The following is a 23,736-nucleotide window of genomic DNA, read 5'->3' on the forward strand; positions in this document are numbered from 1 at the left end:
GGCTACTCGATCATCCGTTCCAGCGTGTCCAGCCGGTCCGCCTCGGCGGCCGGCTTGTCCCAGCGGATGCGCGAGATCCGGGGGAAGCGCATGGCGACGCCGGATTTGTGCCGGGCCGAGCGGTGGACGCTGTCGAACGCCACTTCCAGCACCAGCCCGTGGGTCACCTCGCGCACCGGGCCGAAGCGTTTGACCGTGTGGCCGCGCACCCATTTGTCGAGCTGCTTTAGCTCCTCGTCGGTGAAGCCGAAATAGGCCTTGCCCACCGGCACCAGCTCGCCCGCCCCGCTGTCCGGTGCGTCCCGCCAGGCGCCGAAGGTGTAGTCGGAGTAGTAGGACGAGCGCTTGCCGTGGCCGCGCTGGGCGTACATCAACACCGCGTCGACGGTCAGCGGCCCGCGCTTCCACTTGTACCAGAGGCCCTTGGGCCGCCCGGCGACATAGGGAGCGTCGCCGCGCTTCAACATCAGCCCTTCGGTGGCGGTACCCCGGGCGCTGACCCGCTTCTCCTCCAGATCCTCCAGCCCGGTGAAGGCGACCAGGTCGGACACGTCCATGCGCTGCGGCGCCTCGCGGGCGAAGAACGCCTCCAGCCGCTGCCGCCGGTCATCGAAGGGCAGCGCGCGAAGATCCTCGTCGCCGTCGAACAGGATATCGTAGAGCCGCACGAAGGCCGGATACTTCTTCAGCATCGGCGCGGTGACCGTCTTGCGGTTCAGGCGCTGCTGCAGCTCGTTGAACGGCCGCACCTCGCCGCCGGACACCACCAGAAGCTCGCCATCCACCACGCCCTGGAAGGTCACGTGATCCAGGATGTCGGGAAAGGTCGCGCCAATATCGTCGCCGGTGCGCGAGTACAGCCGCACCTCCCCGCCCCGCGCCGCGATCTGCACCCGGATGCCGTCCCATTTCCACTCCGCCCGGAACGCCGACAGGTCCAGCCCCTCTGCGTCGTCCTCCTCCAGGGGATGGGCCAGCATCGGCGGGCGGAAGATCGGCCGGTCCTCCAGATCGGGACGGGCGGCGCGGCCGTCGAGCCAGGCGAACAGCTCCTCGTAGGGGGGCTCCAGCCCGTGCCACAGCTCCTCGATCTCCGCCGGATCGACGCCGCCGTATTCCGCCACCGCCACCTTGGCCAGCCGGGCCGACACGCCGACCCGCAACCCGCCGGTGATCAGCTTCAGCAGCGCCCAGCGGCCGGTCGCGTCCAGCGGGTCGAGCCATTCCTCCACCACGTCCGCCGCCTCGGCCCGCTTGGTGGCGTGCAGCCGTTCCACCACCTCGGTCAGCGCCGGCCAGTCCCGGTTGGTGGGGCGCTGCGGCCAGATCAGCGCCGTCGTTTCCGCCAGGTCGCCGACATAGTCGTAGGACCATTCGAACAGCACCGGATCGACCCGCCGCATGGCCAGTTCACGCACCGCGCCCGCCTTCACCCCTTTGAAGCCGAGCCCGCCGGTCAGCGCCGCCAGCGCCCAGCCCCGGTCCGGGTCGGGTGCGGCCCGGAAATACGCCACCAGCAGCGCCAGCTTGGCATTGCGCGACGGGGTATAGATCAGCCGGTCGAGAAGTTCGGCGAAGGGTTTCATTGCCCCTCCTCCTCGTAGCCGACCAGGGCCAGGGCGCGCGCCTTGTACCCGCGCGCCGAGGCGGCGTGCATCAGCGCCTCCTCGCGGCCATGGGTGATCCAGATCTCCGGCGCGCCGACATCGTCGAAGGTTTCCAGCAGCTCGTCCCAGTCCGCATGGTCGGAGATGATCAGCGGCAGCTCCACGCCGCGTTGCCGGGCGCGCTGGCGCACCCGCATCCAACCCGAGGCCATGCAGACGACCGGGTCCGGCAGCCGGCGTCCCCAGCGGTCGGCGATGGCCGAGGGCGGGGCGAGTACGATCTCGCCCTTGAACTCGTCGCGCGCCACGCCCTTCTGCCCGGCCGTCGCCGGGCGCAGTTCGCCCAGGTCGATGCCGTGATCGCGGTACAGGTCGCAGAGATTTTGCAGCGCGCCGTGGATATAGATCGGCCGCTCCCACCCGGCCTGGCGCAGCAGCGCGATCATCCGCTGCGCCTTGCCCAGCGCGTAGGCGCCGATGACGTGGCAGCGCTCCGGGAACAGGGCGACGCTGTCCAGCAGCTTGGCGATCTCCTCGCGGTCGTCGGGATGGCGGAACACCGGCAGGCCGAAGGTCGCTTCGGTCACGAACACGTCGCAGGGGACCGGCTCGAAGGGCGCGCAGGTCGGGTCGGAGCGCCGCTTGTAGTCGCCGGAGACGACAATCCTGGCACCCCTGTATTCCAGGCAGGCCTGGGCGCTGCCGAGGACATGGCCGGCCGGATGCAGGCTGACGGTGACCTCGCCGATCGTCAGGGCCTCGCCGTAGCGTAGGGCCTGTCGGTCCTGCTCCGGTTCGGCCCCATAGCGGGCGGTCATGATCGCCAGGGTTTCCGGCGTCGCGGCGACGGCCCCGTGACCGGCCCGGGCATGGTCGGAATGGCCGTGGGTGATCACCGCGCGGTCGACCGGGCGCACCGGATCCACATAAAAGCCGCCCGGCACGCAGTACATGCCTTGGGGGCGGATCTCGATCCAGGTCTGGGGATGGGGGGCGGAGATGCTGGCGGCCATAGGCCAGAGGTTAGGCCGTCCCCGGCGCCGGTCAACGGCGGCCGTTCACCGCAGCCGCGTCACTGTCACATGGCGCGAGAGCCGGCGGCCCATGAGGTCACGGGCCGCCGGTCGGTCGTTTACGGAGCGCGGTCAGGCCGCCCGGACGCGGTTGACGAACTCGACCACCTGGGTGGTGAGCTGGTCCGCCTGGGACGACAGCTCACCGGCCGCCTCCAGCACCTCGCCGGCGCTGGAGCCGACCAGGCCCGACGCCTCGGTCACGTTGTTGATCGACCGCGACACGGCCTGGGTGCCGTCTGCCGCCTCCTGGGTGCTGCGACCGATTTCCGAGGCGGCGGCATTCTGCTCCTCGATGGCCGAGGCGACGGAGGACGATATCTCGCGGATCTTCTCGATCCGGATGTTGATGTCGTTGATCGCCGACACCGCACTGCCGGTCTGATCCTGCACGTCCCGGATCTGGGCGGCGATCTCGTCGGTCGCCTTGGCCGTCTGGGTCGCCAGGCTCTTCACCTCAGACGCCACCACCGCAAAGCCCTTGCCGGCATCGCCGGCGCGGGCCGCCTCGATCGTCGCGTTCAACGCCAGCAGGTTGGTCTGCTCGGCGATGCTGGTGATCAGGTTCACCACCTCGCCGATCGCCTCGACCTTGGACGCCAGTCCCTTGATCTCGCGGTCGCTCACCTCGGCCGCGCCGACCGCCTGTTCGGCCGCTTCGGTCTGGTAGCTCATCTGCTGGCTGATCTCGGTGATGGAGCTGCGCAGCTCCTCGGCCGCGGCGGCGACAGTCTGAACGTTCGAGGAGGCCTGTTCGGCAGTGTTCACCACCATGGCCGCCTCGGAGATCGCCTGCTGGCTCGACGCGGTCATCGACTCGGCGGTCCCACGCATGGCGACGGCCTTCGCGTTCACCGCCCGCACGAGCTCGCCGACCCCGGCCTCGAAATCGTCGACCACCCGACGCATGGTCTGACGCTTCTCCTCCTCGGCCCCCTGCTCGTTTTCGGCCTCGCGGGCCTCCAGCTCGATTTTCTGCTTGGCGTTGACCCGGAAGACTTCCACGGCCGCCGCCATCTCGCCGATCTCGTCGCCACGGGCACGATAGGGCACCTCGAAGTCGACCTCGTTCGAGGCCAGCCGGCGCATCACCGCCGACAGGGCCGGGATCGGCCGCAGCATCATCCGGAACACCACGAGGGCCAGGATCACGCCGATCACGGTGGCCACCGCCATGGCGATGCCGAGGGACCAGGTGATGCTGTAGAGCACCGCCTCGATCCGTTCCTTCTGCACACCGGCATAGAGGATGCCGATGATGTCGCCGCCGGAGGACAGGATCGGCTGATAGACGGTGTAGTACGGCACGCCGAGAATGACCGCCTGGCCGAGGAACGTCTTGCCCCCGGTCACCACCGGATACACCGCCCCGTTCTGGCCGAGCGGCGTGCCCACCGCGCGATTGCCGTCCGGCTTGATGATGTTGGTTGTCTTGCGCCAGAAATCCTTGGTTTCCGGATCCCAGGCGAAGACGGTCGCCGTCTCTCCCGTCATCTGGCCGATCCGGTCGATGAGGTCATGGCTGTCGAACTGGGGCAGCGCCGGAATGACGATTTTCTTGACCGTTCCCGACGGGTCGATGGTCACCTGAACTTCGGGATACCGGGCGGCCAGTTCCATCGCCGCGATCCGAAGGCTGGCATTCTGTCGGTTGATCGCTTCCTTGCTGATCGACCCGTCGACGGCGCTGATCGCTGCGAAGGACAACGCAAGCGCCAGCAGCACCAGCAGCCCGGCCGTCACCAGACAAGCCTTTGTTGTCAATCGCATCCCGCCGATGAGATTAAAGCTCATGAAACACTCCATCGTCGCTCTTTTGGCGACTACTAGTGTTTCCCAGTTAAAACTTGCTTAATTACCTTTTACGAAAAATACCCACTGTAAAAGTATGCATAATTTGTATGGCGTGTTTTTTAATATTTGAGGCACACGATTAAGATGTAGCCGTGCCCCCAGCTCGGCAGGCCGAACCGGTCCCGCCATCGGACACCTGTTCCGGGTCATGGACAGTCGTTGCCACCAGGGCCGGCACGCCCACCTCACGGCGAGCCGACGGTCCCACCGGCGATCAGGTGAAGTGTACGCGGGCTTCCCCAAGATGTTCGAAGCGGATCAGCACTTCGGCCGGCTCGGAGAAATGGACGGTCTTCACCACGCTGCCGAGCATCACGAACTCCCCGGCTTTCAGCGGCCGGCCGAGGGCGATCCGATGGTTGGCAAGCCAGGCGAGCGCGTTCAGCGGATGGCCGAGGATGTCGCGCCCGCGGCCGGAGCCGGCACGGATCTTGTTGACGAACATCTCCCCCTCGATTCCATCCAGATCGAGGTTCCGCCAGGTCTCCAGCGCCGGGCCGATCACCACGCCGGCATTGAAGAAATCGTCGGCGATCAGCACCGGCGCCGAGAAGGACGGGAAGTTGCTGTAGCGGTCGTCGACGATCTCGATGCCGGGCATCAGCGCCGCCACCGCATGACCGACGCTGTCGCGGTCGTAGGGCATGCCGGTATCGGGAAGATCGGCGCCGAGCCGGGCGGCGATCTCGCATTCGACGCCGACCCGGTGGAATTTGGACAACGGCAACGTCGCCATGTGCTCGTACACGGTCGAGGCGAAGACCTCGCCGGCGCAAGGATGGTCGATCTTCAGATAGGCCTGCATGACCGACGTGGTGCAGCCGATCTTATGGCCGGTGCGCGGGCCGAAGCCCGCCTTCTCCAGCCGGTCATGGACCAGGGCCTGGACGGCATAGCCTTCCTCGACGTCATCCGGCTCGAGCTCGGCCGGCGGCAGCGGCGTGGCCGCTCCGCCGGTGCGGGCCCTGACCAGATGGTCGGCGAGGTCGGCCTGCCGGTCCGGGCTCATGCGTTGCGCCGCTCCTGGAGGATGCTGGAGGCCGCGTCGGCCAGGACCTGGCAGCCGATGGCGATGTCGCCCCGGTCGGTATCCTCGGCGAAGTCGTGGCTGATGCCGCCGATCGACGGGACGAATAGCATGGCGCAGGGCAGCTTGGCGGTGATCACCATCGGGTCGTGGCCGGCGGCGGACGGCATGGACTGCCACTTGCCCGGCACGGTCGCCTCGGCGGCGGCGGCGATGTGCTTCTGGAAGCCCTCGTCCATGTAGGACGGGCGCACCGGCTGACGCGAGCGGGTGTATTCCACCGTCGCCTTGCCCTTGCTGTTGATGTCGTCGGCGATCCCGGCGGCGATCTCCTCGAACCTGTCGAGGATGCTCTCGTCCTGGTCGCGGAACTGCAGGTCCAGCTCGGCATAGCCCGGCACGATGGAGGCGGCCCCCGGCTGCACCACCGCGCGGCCCATGGTCCAGACCGTGCGTTCGCCGGCGACCGACGGGAACTCCTGGTTCACCCGGTAAGCCAGTTCGTAGAGCGCGGTGGCGGCATCCTTGCGCCGGGCCATGGTGGTGGTGCCGGCGTGGTTCTGCTCGCCGTGGAACTTGAAGCGCATGGCGCGGATGCCGACGATGGCGGTGACCACACCCACATGCTGCTCGGCCTGCTCCAGATACGCGCCCTGCTCGATATGCGCCTCCAGATAGCCGAGGTACCGGTTCTCCTCCATGGTCAGCCGAGGCACGTCGGTCAGGCCGGCGGCGGCGATGGCGTCGGTCAGCGTGGTGCCGTCGCGGCCGGTCGCGGCCTTCTCCGCTTCGGGATCCAGCACGCCGCACCAGGACCGGCTGCCCAGGCAACCCAGGAACGAGCCCTCCTCGTCCTGCCACGACACCACGTCGACGGCGAGATTGGCGGTTTCCGGATCCTCGGCGAGCGCCCGGGCGATCTCCAGGCCGTAGACCACCCCCAGCGCACCGTCGAGCCAGCCGCCGCGCGGCTGGGTGTCGGAATGGCTGCCGATCAGCAGGGCCGGGCCGGGCTTGGAGGAGCGGCCGAGCACGTTGCCGACGCCGTCGATCGTGGTCTCCAGGCCGGCTTCCTCGAAGCGCTTCTTCAGCCAGCGCCGGGCCTCCATGTCCTTCTCGCTGAGCGCGGTACGGATCACGCCCGTCTCTACACCGCCGATCGTGCGCAGGTGGTCCAGGTCGGCGAGCAGGCGCTCGGCATTGATCTTCGGCATGGGGCTCCTCCAGGTGGGTAAAGCCCAGCCTAACGCGTCCCCGCCGCGGGCGTCACGCCCGGGAATGCGGGGTGACGGTGCGGCTATTTTTCTCTCCTCCCATTCCCCGGTCTTGTGCCGGGAGGGGTTGGAGAAAGGGAACGAATGAACACCCCCTTGGAAGCAGCACCGCCCGTGCTACGCTTGCCTCCCGCCAAGCGAACCCCGTCCAAAGCCGTGTCCCTCGCCGAACGCCTCACCGGGCTCAGTGCCCGCGACAACACCCCGATTGCCATCGTCGGCCTCGGCCATGGGGCGACGCACTGGGTGGCCGCGACCTTCTACCTGCTGCTGCCCAACCTCTCGACCGCGCTGGGCCTCGACTACGCCGCCACCGGGCTGCTGGTCTCGGTGCTGCATGTCAGCGCGTTCGTGGCCAATTTCGGCTCCGGCCCGCTGACCGACATGACCGGACGGCGGGTGGCGCTGCAGGTCGCCTCGCTGCTGATGGGGGCCGCGGCCCTGGCCCTGCTCGGCTTTGCCGGCGGGCTGCTGGCGGTGGCGGCCCTGGTCGCGGTGATCGGCGCGTCGAACAATCTCTGGCATCCGCCGGCGATCAGCTACCTCTCCGCCCGGTTCCCCGCACAGCGCGGCTGGGCGCTGTCGGTCCATGCGCTCGGCGCCGGGCTGGGAGACGCCATCGCACCGCTTGCCGCCGGCGCGATGCTGGCCGCCATGGCCTGGGAGGGGGTGGCGCTGTATTCCTGCCTGCCGGTCCTGGCGGTGGCGGCCCTGCTGGCGATGTTCCTCGGCCGCGCGCCCGCCGCCAGCCATGGCGAGGCCGGCAAGGGCGTGGATTTCGGCCAGTACCTCGCCGGCATCGCGGCGGTGGTGAAGGACCGGGCGGTGCTCGGCCTGTGCCTGATGTCGGCCTTCCGGGCGATGACCCAGAACGGGCTGCTGGTCTTCCTGCCGCTCTATCTCGCCCACGAGATGGAAGTGTCTCCGCTGATGATGGGCGTGGCGCTGGCGGCGCTGCAGGTCGGCGGGCTGATCGCCACGCCGATCGCAGGCCGGCTGTCGGACCGGGTGGGACGGCGCCAGGTGGTGCTGGCCGGGCTCGGCGTGTCGACCCTGGCCATCGCGGCGCTGACCCTGCTGGGCAACGAGATCTCGTTCATTGCCGGGGTGTCGGTGCTGGGCTTCGCGCTCTACGCGATCCGGCCGGTGGTGCATTCCTGGATGATGGACCTGACGCCGTCCCATCTGGGCGGCTCGGCCACGAGCCTGATGTTCGGGGCGCAGACCGGCCTGTCGATCCTGGCGCCGGTGATCGGCGGGATCGTCGCCGATGCCTATGGGCTGGTGGTGACGTTCTACGTGCTGGCGGCGAGCATGCTGGTGACCAACCTGATCGCCTGGAGCCTGCCCAACGCGAAGCGGGCGTAGCGCACCCAATCCACCATTCCCACTCCCCGAACCCACCACAGTCACTCCCCGGATTTATTCCGGGGCAATCCGCCACACCGCTGCCAAGGTGGACGGGGTCGCACCACGCCGACGCGCTGCCCCGGCACAAGGCCGGGGAGTGTTTTGATAGGTGGGGGCCGTGTTCTAGAGCAAATCTAAGCCGCATCCCCCGGATACCAGCTCGGCGGGCGCTTCTCGAGGAAGCTGGCCAGCCCCTCCTTCGCCTCGTCGCTCTGGCGCTTCAGGGCATGCTCCTCCACCAGCGCGGTGAAGTGCTCGCCCGACAGGTCCAGCCCCGCCTCCACCAGCGCCCGGTGCTTGGTCTGGGCCAGCGCCTCCGGTGCCGCCATCAGCAGGTTGTCGATCACCGGGGCCACCGCCTCGTCCAGCCCGCCCTCGGGGCAGACCTGGTGCACCAGGCCCATCTCCTTGGCGGCCTGGGCGCCGAAGCGCTCGCAGGTCAGCGCGTAGCGCCGAACGTTGCGCACGCCCATGGCCGCGTTCAGATGCGGCACGATGATCCCGGCCATCACGCCCCAGCGCGCCTCGGTGATGGCGAAGATCGCGTCCTCGCTGGCGATCACGATATCGGCCGCCGCCGCGATCCCCGTGCCGCCGCCGAAGCAGCCGCCATGGATCAGGGCGATGGTCGGTTTCGGGAACGCGGTCAGCCCCTGGATCGCGCTGGCGGTGCGGCGCGAGACCTCGATGTTCTCCAGCGGGCTGAGCTGCCCCATCTCCTTCAGCCAGGAGAGATCGGCGCCGGCCTGGAAATGCTTGCCGTTGCCGCGGATCACCACGACCCGCACCGCCGGATCGGCCGCCAGGCTTTCCACGCCGGCGATCAGCGCGTCGATGACCGCGCTGTTATAGGCGTTGTTCCGCTCCGGCCGGTTCAGGGTGACGGTCGCCACCCCCCGTTTGTCGACGGAACAGAGAACCACGTCAGTCATCGTCACATTCCTCCCAGGGCGCCGGCCAGTTGCTTGCCCAGCCCGCCAATCAGTTGTCGTGCCTTGCCGACCATCCGGATCTGCGTCATGCAGCCGTGGATTATGCCGGCATGCTCGGTGTGGTGGACCTCCACCCCCGCGTCCTTGAGCTTCTCGTAGAACCGGCGGGTGTCGTCGCGCAGCACGTCGACCCCGGCGGAATGCAGGAAGCAGGGCGGAAAGCCGGTCACGTCCGCCTTCATCGGCACCGCGCGCGGATCGTCGTAATCCGCCGGGCCGTTCAGGTAATGACCGAAATAGTTCTTCATGTCGGCGCTGCTCAGGAACCAGTTGCCGCCGCCGAAGATCCGGTAGCTGTCGGTCTCGAAATCGTCGCCGAACACGCCGTAGATCAGGCCGAGCGCCTTGACCGGCGAGGTGCCGCGCTGGCGCAGGGCGACCTCGGCCCCGGCCGCCAGATTGCCGCCGGCGCTGTCGCCGGACAGGGCGATGCGCGTCGGATCGACCGACCAGTCCGCACCCGAGCGGGTAATGAAATCCACCACCGCCACGGTCTCCTCGACCGCCGCCGGGAACTTGTTCTCCGGCGCCAGGCTGTAGTCGACGGCGGCGACGACGCAGCCGGATTCCAGTGCCAGCAGATGCATGCCCGCCGCATGGGTCTCCAGCGAACCGACGACCCAGCCGCCGCCATGCAGGTAGACGATGACCGGCAGGTTCTCGTTCTCGCTCGGATAGAGCAGACGGACCGGGATGTCGCCGGTCGGGCCGGGCACGGTGGTGTCGACGATCTTCGCCACCTCCGGGCGGACCTCGTTCCACCATTTGCGGTCCAGCTCCGAGCGCTCCCGGGCCTGCACCGGCGTGAGCTTGGAGCGGTCGGTCGCCAGCCCGTATTCGACGACGATCTCCTGGGCGCGGGCGATTGCCCGCTTCATGTCCGGATCGACCCAGATCTGGTCTTCGGCCAAGTCTGCCTCCTGTCAGTCTCGATGTACCCCTACCCCCGGCAGGGGGCGGCTTACCACTGCCCCCGGTCGGGGGAGCGGTGCAGCGGTCCGCCGGGGGCGGTCAGGTCCCAGCCGGTCAGGGTGCGGTCCTGATGGACCGCCCGCCAGGACAGCATACGCTCGGCATACATCGCCCGGATATCCCGATAGTCCCCGTCGTCGGCCCGATTGTCGAGTTCGTGCGGGTCGCGTCCGAGATCGAAGAGCAGCGGCGGCAGGCCGGAGAAGTGGACGTATTTGTAGCGGTCGTCGCGGATCGTGGTGAGCTGGCAGGAATCCAGCGGCAGGGCCAGCGCCCGTTCCGCCTCGCCGCTGGCGGTCTCGCGGAAATCGAACTCCCAATGGGCGGCGTTGCGCCAGGTGTCGGGCATCTCTCCGTGCAGGAAGGGCAGCAGGGAGCGGCCGTTCATCGCCGGCGGCCGGGCCACGCCGATGGCCTGCAGGATGGTCGGCGCCACGTCCACCGCCTCGGTGATGACGTCCACACGGCCGAAGACCGGCGAGCCGGCCGGCTTGACGATCAGCGGGATGCGGTAGGCGCCGTCGAACCAGCCGAGCTTGCCGAACAGGCGATGGTCGCCCAGCAGCTCGCCATGGTCGCTGGTGACGACGATCAGCGTGTCGTCATAGGCGCGGCTCTCCTTCAGGAAGGCCATCAGCCGGCCGACCTGGGCGTCGACCTCGGCGATCATGCCGTAATACACCGCCCGGATGGCGCGCACCGCGTCGTCGTCCAGGTCGGCGACCAGGCCCGGCGCCTCGTAGACGAAGCTGGAAAGGGCGGTACGCTCCAGGGCGTAGCGCAGATAGGGATGCATCGCCGCCTGATCCGCCCGGCTCGGCGCGCGCACCGGCAGGGAAACGTCGGCGGGCGACACCATCGTGTTGTAGGGGGCCGGCACCACGAAGGGCGGGTGCGGGCGCAGGTGGCTGACATGCAGGAACCAGGGATCGGCCCCGCTTTCCGAACCGCCGTTCCGCTCGCGCAGATGCTCGATCACCCGGCCGGTGAGGAAGGCGGTCTCAGTCTCGTCGGCGCCGAAGGCCGGCGGCTCCGCATGGGCGCCGGCGGGGGGCAGGTCGCCGCCATTGGGCCGCCAGATCCGGGAGAGCTCATCGCCGAGGTCGATGCCCCGCGCCGCCAGCCACTGCCGCCAGAGCGCCCCATCCTCGCCCAGCGGCGTGTGCACGGCGAAGTCGGGGGCGAAGCCCTCGTATGTGCGCATGCGCGGGCTGGTCGGCGAGATCGTGCGGGGATCGGCGGTCTGATCGGTGTAGCCGAACAGCACCGGGTCGTAGCCGACCTTGCGCGCTTCTGTGGCGACCGTTGGATGGCGGCGGTCGAGTGGGGTGCCGTTGCGCAGCACCCGGTGGTTCATCTGGTACAGGCCCGTCAGCAGCGAGGCCCGTCCGGGCGAGCACGGGGCGCACTGGGCCCAGTGATCGGTGAACAGCACCCCGTCGCCGGCCAGCGCGTCCAGATGCGGCGTGCGGACATTGGGATGGCCGAGCGCGGAGAGGCAGTCGCCCCTGAACTGGTCCAGCGTGATCAGCAGAACGTTGGGGCGGAGGCTCATCGACCGGGCCGGATGTGGGAGACGGGGCGGAACCATGACGGTCGGCGGGCGCGCGCGCAACCGGGGCCGCGGGCCGTCGCGGAAATGTCATGGAGCAGGCACTGTTGCTCATGACCGTCTTCCCGGCCTTGCTCCGGGATCCAGAGCGCCATGCGATGGAGCGCAGGGCCCTTTCCGGCAGCGCTCCGGCAAGCGGATGGCTGGATCCCGGCGCAAGGCCGGGAAGACGTAAAGCGAGGAGGTTGGTCCCTCCTCGCACGCGCAGGATTGCCGACGCTCCGCCACGGTGCTAACCGCTTGCGCATGGATCTGCTCACCTCCGTCGCCGGCAGCTTCGCCGAGACCTACGGCGAGGCCCGCGAGAAGTTTCTCGCCGCCCTGGCCGCCACCGGGACCGCGCCCCGCGTCTACGCCAACCCGAACACGGGTCCGACCGGCGAGGATCTCGCCTGCGAGACCGCCTGGATCGGCCCCGAAGACGCCAGGAAGGTCTTCGTCGTGATCAGCGCCACCCACGGGGTGGAGGGATTCTGCGGCAGCGGCATCCAGGTCGACTGGCTGAAGGACGACGGCCCCGCCCGGCTGCCGGAGAACACCGCCGTCCTGCTGGTGCACGCGCTGAACTGCCACGGCTTCGCCTGGTGGCGCCGGGTGACCGAGGAAGGCTGCGACCTCAACCGGAACTTCATCGACTTCGGCAAGCAGATCCCGGCCAATCCGGGCCATGACGAGTTGGTCGATGCCTTCGTGCCGGACTCCCTCGACACCGCGACCCTCGCCGCCGGCGAGGCGCGGATCGCCGCCTGGCGCAAGGAGCACGGCGAACTCGCCTTCCAGTCGGCCCGCAAGGCCGGCCAGTACAAACATGCCCATTCGGTCTTCTTCGGCGGTTTCGAGGAGACCTGGTCGCGCCGGACCCTGGCGCAGATCTTCAAGGACTATCGCCTGGGCGACCGGGCGGTCGTCAGCGTCGTCGACGTGCATACCGGCCTCGGCCCGCACGGCTATGGCGAGCCGATCTGCGGCCACAAGCGCGGCACCGTCGGGCTGGAGCGGGTCCTGTCCATGTACGGCGATTCCACCGGCCTGCCGGCGGAGGGCCAGTCCTTCTCGATCCCCCTGCACGGGACCCAACGCGAGTTCTGGGCCCCGCGGCTGGGCGACCGCTACACCTATGTCGCCCTGGAATTCGGCACCTACAACACCGAGCGCGGCCGCAAGGCCCTGCGCGCCGACCACTGGCTGCACAACCAGGGCGCGGTCGACTGGAACGACCCGAAGACCCGCGAGATCAAGATGGAGATCCGCACCCAGTACTATCCGGCGACGGATGCCTGGAAGGAGATGGTGCTGTGGCGCGGCCGGCAGGTTCTGCGCCAGACCCTGGACGGGCTGGCTCGGTTCTCCTGACACGAAATGGGCGAGGACAAGACCGCCGTCCGGGTTGTCTGCGATCCGGACGGCGGGCTACAAACGGCGGGTCCCTGACAGGCTAGGCGGAGAGCGGCGATGGCGGACAGTGAAATCCCGGGCGTTGTCCGGCGTACCGACCCGGTCGGCGAGCCGGCCCCTCTGGTCTTCGACAGCCCCCATACCGGGCTGCTGTTTCCCGACGATTTCAAGCCGACCATCCCGATGGACACCTGCGAGCGGGTCGCCGACTGGTTCGTGGAGGAGCTGTTCGGCGCCTGCACGAAGCATGGGGCGATCCTCGTCGAGGCCCTGTTCCGCCGCGCCTATATCGACCCGAACCGGGACACCGCCGATCTCGACCTCTCCATGGTGGAAGGCGACTGGCCGGATCGGGTGGACGTGACCGAGAAGACCAGGCGCGGCGCCTCGCTGATCTGGAAGGTGATCGACGGCGAGACCGCGATCTATGGCGGCAAGCTGCCGGCCTCGCTGGTGCGCACCCGGATCGACACCTACTGGCGGCCCTACCACGCCGCGCTGGAGCAGGCGCTGGACGAGACCTACGGCCGGTTCGGCCGGGTCTACCATGTGGACTGCCACTCCATGCCGGAATGGGGCGACGCGCGTTGGGGCGACGAGGGCCAGCGCCGGGCCGACTTCATCGTCGGCACCCGCGACGGCACCACCGCCGGTGCGGCCTTCACCGAGCTGGTGGTCGAGAGCTTGCGGTCGTCCGGCTATTCGGTCGGGGTGAACGACAAGTTCAAGGGCGTGGAACTGATCCAACGCTATTCCGACCCGTCCAAGGGCCGGGAGTCGCTGCAGATCGAGGTCAACCGCGGCATCTACATGGACGAGGCCGCCATCACCCGCAACGAGCGCTTCGCCGGCACCAAGGCGGCGATCACCCGCATGATCGAGGAACTGGAAGCCTTCGCCCGCAAGGGGTGAGGCCGCTCCTCCTCCCCAATGATCACTCCCCGGCCTTGTGCCGGGGCAATCCCGTCAGGTCGCTTCGCCGTGGGAGGTCCTTTTCAGGCGCCCCGTCACGCCGAACCGATGGCCCCGGCACATGGCCGGGGAGTGTTGAGGGAAGGTGGGGATAGTTTGGAAAAACAGGAAGCGGCGACAGGTTAACCCTCCGGCGTCCCCTGGTGGAACAGCAGGCACCAGCCAATCCTACCCAGGCGCCAGAGCGAACTTCGGCGCGTCCCCGTTTCGACAATCCGGTAGGTCAGCAGCACAACGCCCGGCCCCACCTCAAGCAGCACGACGTCGGTCACCGTGCGAGGCCCGTCGAAACCTGGGGCCGCGGACAACGCCACGAGAACCTCCGCACGATCCCATAGGCGGCCCGACTGACCGATCTCGGTGAAGTCCGGATCCAGCAGCGCGTCCACAGCCGCCCGATCGCGCCGGATGGCGGGATCGAGCAGCCGTCTCTCCAGACCCAGAATTTCCCCGCTCAGGCCGTCGCTCAAAACCGCTCGATCCGATACGGCGCCATGTCGATGCCGGGATCGCGGCCGGCGATCTGGTCGGCGATCAGCTCGCCCGTGCGCGCCGCCAGGGTCAGACCGATATGGCTGTGGCCGAAGCCGTAATACACGTTGGCCTGGTCCGGCGAGCGGCCGATCACCGGCACGCTGTCCGGGGTCGAGGGGCGGAAGCCGAGCCACTCCCGCGTCACCTCGTATTTCAGCCCCGGCAGCGCCTCCTCGGCATAGGGCAGCATGCGGTAGACCCGGCGGAAGTCCGGCGGCGCGTCCACCCCGGCGAACTCGGCTCCCGTGGTCAGCCGCAGCCCGTCCTGCATCGGCGCGAGCACGAAGCCGTAATCGCCGATCACCGTGGGACGGCGCAGCTCCGGGCCCTCGGTGACGTTCAGGTTCAGGTGATAGCCGCGCTCGGTGTCCAGCGGCACCTTGCGCCCGAGCATGGCGCAGAGCTCGTGGCTGCGCGCCCCGGCGGCGATCACCACCGCGTCGCAGGGATACATCGCCCGGTCGGTGACCACCTTCTCCACCCCGCCCGGCCCGGTCTCGAAGCGGCGCACCTTCTCCGACACCCAGGTCCCGCCGAGCTCCCTGAACTTGGCGAAATAGGCTTCGGTCAGCTTGATCGACTGGCTGACGAAGGCGTTTTCCGGCTGGTTGTAGCCATGGGTGAACTTGCGGTTCAGGCCCGGCTCGAGCTGGCGGATATCGTCGCTGGTCAACTCGTCGAACTTCACCCCGCGCCGGAGCATGGTCTCGCGCTCGTCCTTGGTGCGATCGTAGCTCTGCTGGCTGGAATAGACCTTCATCCAGCCGACCGGCCGCACGATGTCATGGGCGCCGGACAGCGCGATCAGCTTCTTGTGGGCGACGAGCCCGTCCTTGGAGATCGCCCGCAGGGAATGGGAGATCTCCTCCACCCGCTTCGGCGTGCTGGCGGCCAGGAACTGCATCAGCCAGGGCAGCATCTTCGGCAGGTAGGACGGCCGGATGTTGAGCGGCGAGGCCGGGTTCAGCAGCATCTTCGGCACCTGCTTCCAGTTGCCGGGGCTGCCCGTGGGATAGACGCTGCCGATGGCGATGGAGCCGGCATTGCCGAAGGAGGTGCCGGTCCCCGGCGCGGCCGGGTCGACCAGCGTCACCGAATGGCCCTCGCGCTGGAGGATCAGCCCGGTGGACACGCCGACGATGCCGGCGCCGACGACGATGATGCGTTTGGGCGACGCGGACTTGGAGGGGGTCTGGGCGGAAGCAGGCGTGGTCACGCGGCGGTCTCCTTCAACATCTTCAGCAGCGCGATCAGCCGTTCGTCGCGCTGCGCCTCCAGGTCGTCGATCGTGCGGTCGCCCATCTCGTGCTTGATGCCCTCGATGAGCTTGGTCTTCAGCTCGGGCGTCAGGGTGGGCGTCTTCTGCATGTCCTTCCACCAGCCCTCGATGGGCGGGCCGAACTGCTCCAGCATGGCCGCGTAGCCGCCCTTGCCGCCGGTCAGGTTGAAGACCATGTGCGGGCCCATCAGGGCGAGGCGCAGGCCGGGGCCCTGGGCGATGGCGGCGTTGACGTCCTCGACGCTGGCGAGCCCGTCGGCGACGGCGTTCACCGCCTCGCGCCACAGGGCCGCCTGGAGGCGGTTGGCCAGATGGCCGGGCACTTCCTTGTTCACGTAGATCGCGTGCTTGCCGATATGGCCGTAGAAGCCGTGCGCCCATTCCGCCGCCGCCCGGTCGGTCGCCTTGCCGAGCACGACTTCCACCAGCGGGATCAGGTGCGGCGGGTTGAACGGGTGGCCGACCACGAGCCGTTCGGCGAACCCGATGCCGTGCTGAAGATCGGAGAGAATGAGGCCCGACGTCGAGGTTGCCACCACCGTCTGGGCCGGCACCGCATTGTCGATGCGGCGATAGAGGTCGAGCTTTATGGGGGCACGTTCCGGCGCGTTCTCCTGCACGAAATCGGCGTCGGAAACCGCCGTCGCCGGATCGTCGACCATGGTCAGCGTGCCTTCCGGATCGACCGCCGTGCCGATGGCCTTGAGCTGCGGGCGGGCGTTGTCGACGAAGGCCTGCAGCCGGTCCTTCCAGCCGTCCGCCGGGTCCCATGCGGTCACGTCGTAGCCGCGCGCCAGGAAGTAGGCCGTCCAGCTCGCGCCGATGGTTCCGGTCCCGAGGACGGCAATCCGCCTGACCTCCTCGAACGGCTTATATGCGGCCATCGTTGCTCTCCCCCGGTTTTCTTGGCTCAATGCCGGCACCGAACCGCGGACAACAGACCTGGACGATATCGGCTTTGCGCCAATATCAGCACCGGCACACGGCAAAGGGAATGGGCGATGAACCGGAGGAAGATATTGACGCTGGCGGGAGCCGGATTGCTGGCCCTGACGGCCGGACCGGCCGAGGCCGCACCGCTCGACAAGTACCGCTGGAAGCGCCGCCTGCTGCTGGTCTTCGCGCCGGTGAAGCCGCATCCCAATCTGGTGGTCCAGCGCCAGCGGCTGAAGGAGGCCGCGGACGGGCTGAAGGAGCGGGAGGTCACCGTCATCGAGGTGGTTCAGGACTCGGTCTTCGTCGACGGCAAGCTCGCGATCGAGCTGAACGCCAAGAACCTTCGCAAACAGTTCGACACCACGATTGTCGAGTTCAACGTGGTGCTGATCGGCAAGGACGGCGCGGAGAAGCTGCGCCGGGACGAGGCGGTGCAGGTCAGCGACCTGTTCAAGACGATCGATTCCATGCCGATGCGCCAGCAGGAGATGCGCCAGCGCGGCCAGAAGACCTGACGCGGTTCAGGTCCGCCGGAACGGCTGGGCGAGCTGGCCGAGGAAGCCGGCCGGCATCGGCCCGTCGATCCCGATATCCGCCGGCGGTCGGCGCTCGGGCCGCAGATAGGTGCCGAACAGCAGGTCGAACAGCATCAGGTTCTCGCCGTAATTGCTGTTCCCCTCGCGCGGGTCGCGGCTGTGATGCCAGCGGTGCAGGCGTGGCGTGTTGAACACGTAGTCCAGCCACCCGGTGCGCATGTCGACGTTGCAGTGGGTGAGGATGCCGATGAAGGCGGTCACCGCCCCGGTCCAGATGACCACGTCGCCCGGCGCCCCCGCCAGGACCAGCAGGACCTGGCCGAAGACGAGGCTGACCACCGTGTCGACCAGATGGAAGCGGCCGGTATTGAAGAACCAGAGCCGCTCGACCGAATGGTGCACCGCGTGGAAGCGCCACAGGAACGGCCATTCGTGCGATAGCCGGTGCGGCCAATACAGACCGAACTCGACGACGACGAGGCCGACGACCACCTGGACCGCCATCGGCCAGGCCCGCGGCCACCAGGCGCCGCCATCGGCGGCGATCAGGTCGGCGGCGCCGATCACGGCGGTCATCAGCACAACCACCTGCACGAAGCCTTTGGTCAACACCGTATGCAGCAGGTCCGGCAGAAGCTGATCGTCCATCTCCAGCCAGCGCCGCTCATAGGGCAGCAGCCGCTCCAACCCCGCCAGAACCGCCGCCAGGGCCAGATAGGTGACGTTGAACGCCAGGGCAGGCGTGCCGGCGGACAGGCCGATCCCGACCGGGACAAGACAGAGGGCGAACAGTCCCGGCCACAGCAGGACCCGGGAGGCTCCAAGCACGACATTCATCAAGACCGGCCTCGCCAATCTGACCGAACACATCGCCGCATTTTAAGGCCCTCGCGGGAAAACTCAAATATCTCCTATGTATTTCAATGAGTTGCAGTGAATCGGCAACAAAGCGCACCGTGTGCGCAATTCTTTCTTGAAATGCGCACTTTGTGCGCTTAAACCGGCGGTTGGAGGATCCGATGACCGCTTGCCCCGCAGACCTGCCCGCATCCCGCCGCCCCCGCCTGGTCGTGGTGAACCTGGACGCGCCCCGCGCGCTGATGCCGCTGCGCGAACTCGAGCGGCGGCTGACGCAGGTGGAGCGGGAGCTGCGCGGGACCGCCAGCGATGCCGGTCTCCGGGCGGCGATTCTGCGCCGCCGTCGCCTCCTCCAGACCATTCTGGGCATCCGGCTCGCCCGGCCTGAAGAGGCGCGCCGCCTGGAACAGATGCTGCGCTGGCAAATGCCGGGCCGGCAAACAGCGTGCCCTGGCGACGCCGTCCCCGGATCCCCACCTTTGTCGCGGTTGCTGCGGCGGCTGCGGGCGGGTCTGTCCGTCTTCCGCATGGCGCCAGCCGACATTCACGGAACGGCCGGGATCTGATGCCACCGCCTGTCCACGCTTATACCGTCCCCAAGGACTGGCCGGCCGAGGCCTGGAGCGAAACGGTCGACCGGGTTCGCGGGTCGCTCGCCGCCGATCCGCCCGCCACGCGGGTCCTGACAGTCAGTCTACGCGACACCGCCAACCGCCGGCTGACCCGCCAGGGCTGGCTTCTGACCTGTACCGCCGGCGAGGACGACCGGGAGAGCTGGACGCTCGCCGACCCGGACGGCGGCACGGTGGCGTCGGACCGCATCGCTCCGCCCAGCCCCAGCTTCGCCGGCGACCTGCCGGACGGCGCACTGCGGAGCGCCCTGGACGATCTGAGCCGGGGCGGTTTCCTGCACCCGGTGGCTGCGTTCTCGGTGCAGGAGATCACGACCGTCCTGCGCGACGACCAGGGCAAGATCCGCTGCCGCCTCAGGCTCACCCGGGCGGCGGAATCGGACCGTGCCGAGGCGGACCTCTGCGTGCTCGCCCTCAAGGGCTACGAGGCCGACGCCCAGCGGGTCGCCGACCATATCGAGCTGGACCTCGGATGGCAGCCGGCGCCCCGACCGGCCCTGGCCCGCCTGGTCTCTCGAACCGCGCCCGTCCCCGGCCGTCCCGGCGCCGACCTTCGGGCCGACGACCCGGCGGGCCCGGTGATGCGCGAGATCCTGTCCGCCGAACTCGACGTGCTGGAGGACCGCCTGCCAGGCGTCATCGCCGACCGCCACCCGGATTATCTGCACCAGTTCCGGGTCGCGGTGCGCCGCACCCGCTCCGCCCTGTCGCAGCTCTCTCATGCCATCGCCCTGGAGGGCCGCGCCGAGGCCGTGGAGGGATTCCGCTGGCTCGGCCAGGTGACGAGCCCGCAGCGCGATCTGGATGTGCAGCTTCAGGACCTGGCCGACCGCCGGGCCCAGACACCCGGCGACCCGTCGGCGCTGGCGCCGCTGGAGCGCCATCTGCAGCGGCTCAAGACGGCGTCCCACCGCGATCTCGTCCTCACCCTGTCGGGCGCGCGCTTCCAGACCCTGATCGCGCGGTGGCGCGACAGCCTGAGCCCGTCCAGCGCCAACTGGACGGCCACGGAGCCCCTGCGCGCGCCCTTCGCCGAGACCGTCTCGGCCCGCGGCGCGACACTGCTGCGCAAGGTCCTGCGCGACGGAAGGCGGATCGGCCCGGACAGCGAGGCGGAACGGCTGCACGACCTGCGCAAACGCATGAAGAAGCTGCGCTACGTCGCCGAGTTCCTGGCCGAGGTGCTGCCGCGCGAGAAGACCAAGCCGGCGATCAAGGCGCTGAAGGGACTACAGGAGGTGCTCGGCCGGGTGCAGGACCGCGAGGTGCAGGTCGAGGCGCTGCACGGCTACGGCCGCGATCTCGCCGGCCGCAAGGGCGTCTCGGCCGAGACGCTGATGGCGATCGGCGCCTGGAGCGAGGAACTCGACCGCGACCGTCGCGAGGCGCGGGCGGAATTCGCCGACGCGTTCCGGACATTCTCGGCGCCCGACACGCAAGCGCTGTTCGCGACGCTGTTCGACGGTCACACTGGCCCGGACGCTTTCGGCGGCGGCAAATCCCACAAACGCGCCCGCAAGGAGGGGTGATGCGGATCCTGGCGAGCTACAACATCAAGGGCGGCGTGGGAAAGACGGCGACGGCGGTGAACCTGGCCCATGTGGCGGCCCTGCGCGGCCACCGGGTGCTGGTGATCGACCTCGACCCCCAGGGGGCGGCGAGCTTCTACTTCCGGGTCAAGACCAAGGTAAAAGGCGGCGGCAAGGGCCTGGTCAGCGGCAAGCGCGACCTGGACGACATGATCAAGGCGACCGACCACGAGAATCTCGATCTGATCCCGGCCGACTTCCGCTTCCGCAATCTCGACCTGCTGCTGGAGGCGGAGAAGAAGTCGACCCGCCGCCTGCGCAAGCTGCTGAAGCCGCTGGGCGACGACTACGACGTGATCGTGCTCGACTGCCCGCCCAGCGTCTCGCTGGTGTCGGAGGCGGTGTTCGAGGCGGCAGACGCGCTGGTCATCCCGCTGATCCCGACCACCCTGTCCCTGCGCACCTACGACCAGTTGGAGGCGTTCAAGGACGAGCAGAAGATCAAGGGGCTGAAGCTGCTGCCCTTCTTCTCCATGGTCGACCGCCGCAAGGCCATGCACCGCGAGATCATCGAGAGCTTCCCCAAGACCCACAAGAACGTGCTGGGGGTGGCCATCCCCTATGCCAGCGCGGTGGAACGCATGGGCGTGGAACGGGAGCCGCTGACCGCCTTCGCGCCGCGCACAGCGGTCGCCGGCGCCTATCGCGCGCTCTGGGACGCGGTGGACGCGGCGACGGGGTAGTAATCTTTTTTACTGACTCCCGTCCCTCCCCGGCCCTGTGCCGGGGCCCACGCCAAGGCTCACCAGGACAAAGACCCGTCTCCCCGAACGGCCGCCCCCCAGCCGTGGGTCCCGGCACAAGGCCGGGAAGGGCTGCGGGGAAAGAGGAAGCCCCGTTACTCCCCCTCCTTCCGGAGCAGGCCAGCCGCGAAGGCGGCCACGGCGATCATCGCCAGATAGGTCGTCTGCCAGATCCCGAAGGAAACCAGCCCCGGCAGGAGCGCCGCCGCCAGCACCGCCGTCGCCCAGGGCCTGACGGCTCTCGGCAGGCACCCGATCCGCCACGCCACCGCCCCCAGGAAGGCGATCCCCAGCAGCACGCCGACGATCCCGGTCTCGACCCAGAGCTGCAAGCCGGCATTGTGCGGATGCGGTTCCGGCTTGGTCATGCGGACGGCGCGGGCCAGCCGCTCCGGCGCGATCGGACGGTGATCGAAGGCGTCCAATCCCCAACCGGTCCAGGGCCGCTCCAGCGCCAGGGCCGCCCCGTGGTCCCAGAGTTCCAGCCGGTGGCGGATCGCCATGTCGGAGATCGCCACGTTCTCGGTCACCACCCAGTCGTACACCGAGGCCGCCACCCAGGGCGCGGTCAGCATCTGTACCGCCACCACGACCACCATGGCGATGCGGACCAGCCGCTCGCCCACCGCCGCCGCCGCCAGGGTCGCCAGCGCCAGCGCGATGCCCAGATGCGCGATCAGGGAAACGCCGAGCATCGACGCCGCGGCCGTGAGCGCCACCACGCCCGCCGCCGGCAGCCGCCTGCCCTCGCGCCACAGGATGCCGGCGGCGACCATCGCCAGCAGGACCAGGGCGACGATGCCCCGGTTGTAACGCGACAGGGCCACCACCTCGCCGGCATCGCGGCCGTTCAGCACGCGGTAGATCGGCGCGTCCAGCCCCAGCTCGACGATCGCCACCGCCGCCCCCAGCACGACCCCCGCCACCACGGCCCGGCGCAGCAGCGTCCGGTCCAACTGCGCGGCCGCGATCATCCCGCCGGCGGCCAGGGGCAGCAGCAGGACCGCAGCCCCGGCCGCCTGCGGCCAGCGCGCGGCGCAGGGCGGACAGGACGGGGGGATAAGCAGGTCGAGGGCCTGCACCGCCAGCAACCCCGCCACCGGCAGCACCAGGGCCCAGCCCGGCCAGGGCCACCGGCGGCCGGCCAGAACCAGCGCGCCGAGCAGCACCGCCAGGGCGATGCCGAGCGCGCTCATGCCGTGCTTGGCCAGCAGGCCGACGGTGGGGAACGCCAGCAGGATCGCACCGGCGATCCAGGTCGCCGCCCGCCCGTCGGTAACCGCCGTCCCCAGAGATGCCCGCATGGCGGTTCAGCGCCCCTTGTAGACCGGCTTGCGCTTCTCGTTGAAGGCGCGCACCCCCTCCAGCCGGTCCTCGGTCGGCACCGTGCGGTTATAGGCCTCGATCTCGAAATCGTAGCCGTTCTTCAGGTCCATCATCTCCGAAGCGTTGATCGACTTCTTCGCCTGGCGCACGGAGATCGGCGCGTTGGCGGCGATGGCGCGGGCGGTGTCCAGGGCCTCGTCCAGCAGGGTGCCCTCGGCGCAGATCCGGTTCACCGCGCCCCAGGCCAGCGCGTCCTCGGCCGTGAACGGCCGGCCGGTGAGGATGATCTCCTTGGCCCGGCGCAGGCCGACGGCGCGCGGCAGGTTCTGGGTGCCGGCGGCTCCGGGGATGATGCCCAGGGTGACCTCGGTCAGGGCGAAACGGGCGGTCGGCGCGGCATAGGCGAAGTCGCAGCCGAGCATGATCTCCAGCCCGCCGGCGAAGGCCGCCCCGTTGACCGCGGCGACGATCGGCACCGGGCAGTCGAGCTGCGCCTTGACCATCTGCTCGAACAGGGCGTGCTGGCGGCGCCAGTCGGCGTCCGTCATGCCGTTGCGCTCCTTCAGGTCGCCGCCGGCGCAGAACGCCTTGTCGCCGCGCCCGGTGAGCACGACGCAGCGCACGTCGCCGGCGTCGCGGTACAGCTCGACCCAGAGGTCGCGCAGGTCGAAGCCCATCTGGGTGTTGAGCGCGTTGCGCACGTCCGGCCGGTCGAGGGTGACCAGCAGCACGTGCTCGTCGACCCTCTCCAGGGTCAGGGTTTGGGGCGCCAGATCCGCCACACTCATCGCGCATTCCTCCGGTGTTTGGTTGCGGCTCCGTCTTAGCACGACGGGCGGCGCCGGCGAGAGGGGCTGGCTGCGGCCCCCGCCCGAGCGACCGCGCGCGAGAAAATAATGCGGGTCCCGTCGGAACCGCGGTGAAAATACCGTGCCGACGCTCTCGACAAACCGAAATCCACCCGCTATAAGGCCGCCTCTTTCGCGGAACCGCAGCCTTCCCGGCGGCCCGCACGGATGGGCGCATAGCTCAGTTGGTAGAGCAGCTGACTCTTAATCAGCGGGTCCAAGGTTCGAGTCCTTGTGCGCCCACCATCCGATCCAGAAATTCTGACG

General features: G+C 68.9%; 21 protein-coding genes and 1 tRNA gene. 8 read left to right on the forward strand and 14 right to left on the reverse strand.

Features of this window, described 5'->3' with window-relative positions:
* Positions 1–2: 2 nt before the first annotated feature.
* From T8K17_RS00310 to T8K17_RS00330, 5 genes are all read right to left on the reverse strand, one after another.
* Positions 3–1,586 (reverse strand): cisplatin damage response ATP-dependent DNA ligase, encoded by a 1,584-nt coding sequence (locus T8K17_RS00310; RefSeq protein ID WP_322332538.1) that lies wholly within the window; start codon positions 1,584–1,586, stop codon positions 3–5.
* Complete coding sequence (locus T8K17_RS00315; RefSeq protein WP_322332539.1) at positions 1,583–2,620, reverse strand: ligase-associated DNA damage response exonuclease; 1,038 nt, start codon at positions 2,618–2,620, stop codon at positions 1,583–1,585. Before T8K17_RS00315 ends, T8K17_RS00310 begins: the two co-directional genes overlap by 4 nt.
* Before the next feature lie 132 nt (positions 2,621–2,752).
* Positions 2,753–4,474 carry a methyl-accepting chemotaxis protein gene (locus T8K17_RS00320; RefSeq protein ID WP_322332540.1) on the reverse strand — a complete coding sequence of 574 codons (1,722 nt, stop codon included), beginning with the start codon at positions 4,472–4,474 and terminating at the stop codon, positions 2,753–2,755.
* Between the two features lie 274 nt (positions 4,475–4,748).
* Positions 4,749–5,543, reverse strand: coding sequence for a 2-keto-4-pentenoate hydratase (locus tag T8K17_RS00325; protein WP_322332541.1), 795 nt, complete (start codon positions 5,541–5,543; stop codon positions 4,749–4,751).
* A complete protein-coding gene (locus T8K17_RS00330) occupies positions 5,540–6,775 on the reverse strand; it encodes a M20 family metallo-hydrolase (protein WP_322332542.1) in 1,236 nt (411 codons plus the stop codon). The genes T8K17_RS00325 and T8K17_RS00330 overlap by 4 nt, the downstream gene beginning before the upstream one ends.
* Before the next feature lie 144 nt (positions 6,776–6,919).
* On the opposite strand from T8K17_RS00330, the gene T8K17_RS00335 reads away from it, so the two are divergent.
* Positions 6,920–8,203, forward strand: coding sequence for an MFS transporter (locus T8K17_RS00335; RefSeq protein WP_322332543.1), 1,284 nt, complete (start codon positions 6,920–6,922; stop codon positions 8,201–8,203).
* Between the two features lie 176 nt (positions 8,204–8,379).
* Here T8K17_RS00335 and T8K17_RS00340 read toward each other — a convergent pair whose 3' ends face one another.
* From T8K17_RS00340 to T8K17_RS00350, 3 genes are read right to left on the reverse strand one after another with little or no spacing between them, the layout of a single operon-like run.
* A complete protein-coding gene (locus T8K17_RS00340; RefSeq protein ID WP_322332544.1) occupies positions 8,380–9,177 on the reverse strand; it encodes an enoyl-CoA hydratase-related protein in 798 nt (265 codons plus the stop codon).
* Positions 9,178–9,179: 2 nt separating this feature from the next.
* Positions 9,180–10,148: an alpha/beta hydrolase fold domain-containing protein gene (locus T8K17_RS00345; protein WP_322332545.1), complete on the reverse strand. Its 969-nt coding sequence runs from the start codon at positions 10,146–10,148 to the stop codon at positions 9,180–9,182.
* Positions 10,149–10,198: 50 nt separating this feature from the next.
* Complete coding sequence (locus tag T8K17_RS00350) at positions 10,199–11,764, reverse strand: alkaline phosphatase family protein (RefSeq protein ID WP_322332546.1); 1,566 nt, start codon at positions 11,762–11,764, stop codon at positions 10,199–10,201.
* Positions 11,765–12,067: 303 nt separating this feature from the next.
* Here T8K17_RS00350 and T8K17_RS00355 point away from each other — a divergent pair, with 303 nt between their 5' ends.
* Positions 12,068–13,174 carry a DUF2817 domain-containing protein gene (locus T8K17_RS00355; protein WP_322332547.1) on the forward strand — a complete coding sequence of 369 codons (1,107 nt, stop codon included), beginning with the start codon at positions 12,068–12,070 and terminating at the stop codon, positions 13,172–13,174.
* Positions 13,175–13,273: 99 nt separating this feature from the next.
* Positions 13,274–14,128, forward strand: a complete 855-nt coding sequence (locus T8K17_RS00360; RefSeq protein WP_322332548.1) for an N-formylglutamate amidohydrolase — start codon at positions 13,274–13,276, stop codon at positions 14,126–14,128.
* A 182-nt stretch (positions 14,129–14,310) separates the two neighbouring features.
* On the opposite strand, the gene T8K17_RS00365 is transcribed toward T8K17_RS00360, so the two are convergent.
* The 3 genes from T8K17_RS00365 to T8K17_RS00375 are packed head-to-tail and all read right to left on the reverse strand — an operon-like array spanning position 14,311 to position 16,885.
* Positions 14,311–14,658, reverse strand: a complete 348-nt coding sequence (locus T8K17_RS00365; protein WP_322332549.1) for a nuclear transport factor 2 family protein — start codon at positions 14,656–14,658, stop codon at positions 14,311–14,313.
* The gene (locus T8K17_RS00370) at positions 14,655–15,938 is read right to left on the reverse strand and encodes an FAD-binding oxidoreductase (protein WP_322332550.1); all 1,284 of its coding nucleotides are present in this window, start codon (positions 15,936–15,938) and stop codon (positions 14,655–14,657) included. Before T8K17_RS00370 ends, T8K17_RS00365 begins: the two co-directional genes overlap by 4 nt.
* Entirely contained in the window at positions 15,935–16,885 is a 951-nt protein-coding gene (locus T8K17_RS00375; protein ID WP_322332551.1) for a 3-hydroxyacyl-CoA dehydrogenase NAD-binding domain-containing protein, read from the reverse strand. The genes T8K17_RS00370 and T8K17_RS00375 overlap by 4 nt, the downstream gene beginning before the upstream one ends.
* A 135-nt stretch (positions 16,886–17,020) precedes the next feature.
* Here T8K17_RS00375 and T8K17_RS00380 point away from each other — a divergent pair, with 135 nt between their 5' ends.
* Positions 17,021–17,452: a DUF4174 domain-containing protein gene (locus tag T8K17_RS00380; RefSeq protein WP_322332552.1), complete on the forward strand. Its 432-nt coding sequence runs from the start codon at positions 17,021–17,023 to the stop codon at positions 17,450–17,452.
* 6 nt (positions 17,453–17,458) lie between these two features.
* Here T8K17_RS00380 and T8K17_RS00385 read toward each other — a convergent pair whose 3' ends face one another.
* Complete coding sequence (locus T8K17_RS00385) at positions 17,459–18,310, reverse strand: sterol desaturase family protein (protein WP_322332553.1); 852 nt, start codon at positions 18,308–18,310, stop codon at positions 17,459–17,461.
* Positions 18,311–18,492: 182 nt separating this feature from the next.
* Between T8K17_RS00385 and T8K17_RS00390 the strand changes: the two genes are divergently transcribed.
* Genes T8K17_RS00390 through T8K17_RS00400 form a run of 3 tightly spaced genes read left to right on the forward strand, consistent with a single transcriptional unit; the run spans position 18,493 to position 21,235 of the window.
* Positions 18,493–18,897, forward strand: coding sequence for a hypothetical protein (locus T8K17_RS00390; protein WP_322332554.1), 405 nt, complete (start codon positions 18,493–18,495; stop codon positions 18,895–18,897).
* Positions 18,897–20,492 carry a CHAD domain-containing protein gene (locus T8K17_RS00395; protein WP_322332555.1) on the forward strand — a complete coding sequence of 532 codons (1,596 nt, stop codon included), beginning with the start codon at positions 18,897–18,899 and terminating at the stop codon, positions 20,490–20,492. The genes T8K17_RS00390 and T8K17_RS00395 overlap by 1 nt, the downstream gene beginning before the upstream one ends.
* Positions 20,492–21,235, forward strand: a complete 744-nt coding sequence (locus tag T8K17_RS00400) for a ParA family protein (RefSeq protein ID WP_322332556.1) — start codon at positions 20,492–20,494, stop codon at positions 21,233–21,235. Before T8K17_RS00395 ends, T8K17_RS00400 begins: the two co-directional genes overlap by 1 nt.
* Before the next feature lie 155 nt (positions 21,236–21,390).
* Here T8K17_RS00400 and T8K17_RS00405 read toward each other — a convergent pair whose 3' ends face one another.
* Entirely contained in the window at positions 21,391–22,599 is a 1,209-nt protein-coding gene (locus tag T8K17_RS00405) for an O-antigen ligase family protein (RefSeq protein WP_322332557.1), read from the reverse strand.
* A gap of 6 nt (positions 22,600–22,605) precedes the next feature.
* Positions 22,606–23,409 carry an enoyl-CoA hydratase-related protein gene (locus T8K17_RS00410; RefSeq protein WP_322332558.1) on the reverse strand — a complete coding sequence of 268 codons (804 nt, stop codon included), beginning with the start codon at positions 23,407–23,409 and terminating at the stop codon, positions 22,606–22,608.
* Positions 23,410–23,639: 230 nt separating this feature from the next.
* Here T8K17_RS00410 and T8K17_RS00415 point away from each other — a divergent pair.
* Positions 23,640–23,715: transfer RNA gene (locus T8K17_RS00415), tRNA-Lys, on the forward strand.
* The last annotated feature ends 21 nt before the right edge of the window (positions 23,716–23,736 follow it).

It is taken from the genome of Thalassobaculum sp. OXR-137, from assembly GCF_034377285.1.
Taxonomy (GTDB): Bacteria; Pseudomonadota; Alphaproteobacteria; order Thalassobaculales; family Thalassobaculaceae; genus Thalassobaculum.